Here is a 2,897-nt window from a genome sequence, read left to right on the forward strand (position 1 = left end):
CTGCCGACCGAGCCTCGCGATCAGACGCTACAACGCCTCGATGGGCTGCAGGCCGAGGTCGCGAAGCTGTCGTAAGGTCAAGTGCCGCAGAAGGTTTGATATTTGCCGAAGTCCTCGGGGGCGGGCGCGGCGTAGCGCTCGAGTCCGGGCCGCTCGGTATAGGGGTCCGTCACCGCGGCGAGCAGTCGCTGCAGTGGGCCGAGCTCGCCGGCCGTCGCGGCGGTGAGGGCCTCCTCGACAAGATGGTTGCGCGGAATGTAGATCGGGTTGCTGCGATCCATCGTGTCGGCGTCGGGACCCAGTGCCCGCCAACGAGTCAGCCACGCGTCAAAGCCGGCGAGGTCGGCGAACAATCCGCGCACGGGTTCGGCATCGGCTTTGGCATCTCCGCGCGCCGCCTCGCTGAGCCGGCGGAAGAACGAGGTGTAGTCGACGTGGTTCTGCTTGAGCAACAGAAGCAGTTCCTCGGCGAGCACCGTGGCGAATTCGGTGTCGATGCCCTCGGGGAGGCCGAGTTTGGCGCGCATCCCGGAGCCCCACACGGCGTCGTAGCTGGTCCGGAAAACACCGAACGACTGTTCTGCAAGCGCGATGGCCTCCTCGGTGTTCTCCGAGAACAACGGCAGCAGCGTCTCGGCGAAGCGGGCGAGGTTCCATCCGGCGACGACCGGTTGGTTGCCGTAGGCGTAGCGTCCCCAGAAGTCGATCGAACTGAAGACGGTGTCGGGGTCGTAGGCCTCCATGAAGGCGCACGGCCCATAGTCGATCGTTTCACCCGAGATGGTGGTGTTGTCGCTGTTCATCACGCCGTGGACGAATCCGATCAGCATCCATTGCGCGATCAGCGACGCCTGGACCGCGACCACCGCTTCGAACAGCGCGAGGTACGGGTTGTCCGCCTCGCCGGCGCCGGGGTGGTGGCGGGCGATCGCGTGGTCGGCGAGGCGGCGCAGCAGGTCCTGGTTCCCGGTGGCCGCGGCGAACTGGAAGCTGCCCACCCGCAGATGACTGCTGGCCACCCGGGTGAGCACGGCACCCGGCAGCGTTTCTTCCCGATGGACCGGGCGGCCGGTGCCCACCACGGCCAGCGACCGCGTCGTCGGCACGCCCAGCGCGTGCATCGCCTCGCTGATGATGTATTCGCGCAGCATCGGCCCGACCGCGGCCAGACCGTCGCCGCCGCGGGCGAACGGCGTGGCGCCGGATCCCTTGAGGTGGATGTCCCGCAGCCGCCCGTCGCCGTCGACGAGTTCGCCGAGCAACAGCGCACGCCCGTCGCCCAACCGTGGGACGAAGCCGCCGAACTGGTGACCGGCGTAGGCCTGGGCCACCGGGGCGGCCCCGCCGGGCACCGAGCTGCCGACCAGGAAGCCGAGGCCGTCGGGGCCGCCCAGCCACACCGGGTCGAGGCCCAATGACTCGGCCAGCGGCTCGTTGAGAGCCAGCAGCTGCAGCTCGGGGAAGGTCTCCGCTTGCCAGCGGATCGCCATCTCCGGTAACTCGCGGAAGAACCGGTCTTGGAGAGCAACGGTGGTATCCGGGGCAACGCTCATCTCATCGAGCCTACGGAACCCCGAAGGCGCTATCCGAGGGCTTTGCCGATGAGGTCGCGGGCGCGGTCGAGCATCGACGCGAACGGCCCGAGCGCGAAGTTCAGCTTCGCCGATTCCACGCCGGGGTGGGGTCGGGTCGGAGCGATGGCTTCGGCGGCGCGTACGGCCGCCCCCATTCGCTTGAGATCGTCGGTGTCGACCTTGCGCTTCAGGACGGGGAATTCTTCTTCCTCCTCCTGCCGGGCGTGCTCGAGCACGGCTTCACGCAGCTTGGTGAGTTCCGCGATGAACTTGTCCGAGGTGATGTCGAGCTTCTCGATCGCCGACAGCAACTCCTTGGCTTCATGCTCCTCATGGAGGCGGGCGTCGACGATGGCGTCGCCGGCCGCACCGTCCTCGCGCCGGACGCGCGGATGCACCACCATTTCCTCGGCTGTCTCGTGGACGGCCAGCAGCTGACGCAACGTTGCGAACGGCTCCTCACGCGCTTTCGGATCCGTAGCGTGCAGCACTTCGTCGAACATGTCCTCGATGAGGTTGTGCTGCGCTTTCAGGAATGCGACAACTTCGTCGGGTGATTCGACAATGAGGTCTGCCATCGCCGATACCTCCAATGACTTCGGGATTGGGATTGCGCACTGTGGGCTGAGTGCGGCCTGACCAGGAAATACCCGCCATACACACTGCTAAACGCCGCAGCGTGGTCGGGGCGGACCCAAAGGTCTGTATTACGGTGCGACACAGATGTTTTCGGTGAAGTTGGGGTTGATCAGTCGCCGCCGGGCCGGGGGCGGGTCCAGAGTGTCTTTACTTCCGCGGGGCCATCCGGGACCGCTGGTTCCAGATACTCGCTACGGTTAGGGGCAACGCACCCGCCCGACACACAGAGACGACAGATCAGCAGACATGTACGAACAGGTCAACAGCACCGCCGCCGAGCCCGAAGACATCGGCTCTCGCATCGACCCGATCCTCGCCCGGAGTTGGCTCCTGGTCAACGGCACGCACGCCGACCGGTTCCAATCCGCGGTGGATTCGCGCGCTGACGTCGTCGTTTTTGACATCGAGGACGCGGTCGCGCCCAAGGACAAGAACGCCGCCCGCGACAACGTGGTGGGCTGGCTGGGCGCCGGCAACGTCGACTGGGTCCGCATCAACGGCTTCGGCACCCCCTGGTGGGCGGACGACCTGGCCGCCCTGGCCACCACCCCGGTCGGCGGGGTGATGCTGGCGATGGTCGAATCGGTCGACCACGTGACGGAGACCGCGAAGCGGCTGCCCGATGTGCCGATCGTGGCCCTGGTGGAAACCGCCCGGGGCCTGGAACGCATCACCGAGATCGCG

3 protein-coding genes are annotated in these 2,897 nt (G+C 66.9%); 1 reads left to right on the forward strand and 2 read right to left on the reverse strand.

The features are described from left to right. Positions 1 to 77: 77 nt before the first annotated feature. Complete coding sequence (locus A5708_RS02360) at positions 78 to 1,553, reverse strand: protein adenylyltransferase SelO (RefSeq protein WP_065027088.1); 1,476 nt, start codon at positions 1,551 to 1,553, stop codon at positions 78 to 80. Between the two features lie 29 nt (positions 1,554 to 1,582). Beyond that, a complete protein-coding gene (locus A5708_RS02365; RefSeq protein WP_065027089.1) occupies positions 1,583 to 2,152 on the reverse strand; it encodes a hemerythrin domain-containing protein in 570 nt (189 codons plus the stop codon). 307 nt (positions 2,153 to 2,459) lie between these two features. On the opposite strand from A5708_RS02365, the gene A5708_RS02370 reads away from it, so the two are divergent. Next, positions 2,460 to 2,897: HpcH/HpaI aldolase/citrate lyase family protein (locus tag A5708_RS02370; protein ID WP_231117797.1), on the forward strand; the 438-nt coding region annotated here is incomplete at its 3' end.

It is taken from the genome of Mycobacterium colombiense (genome assembly GCF_001672755.1).
GTDB classification, from domain to species: Bacteria; Actinomycetota; Actinomycetes; order Mycobacteriales; family Mycobacteriaceae; genus Mycobacterium; species Mycobacterium colombiense_C.

Bases quoted from the DNA above. Each gene is read 5' to 3' on its own strand.
- A5708_RS02360 (WP_065027088.1), bottom strand. From the start codon at position 1,553: ATGAGCGTTGCCCCGGATACCACCGTTGCTCTCCAAGACCGGTTCTTC.
- A5708_RS02365 (WP_065027089.1), bottom strand. From the start codon at position 2,152: ATGGCAGACCTCATTGTCGAATCACCCGACGAAGTTGTCGCATTCCTG.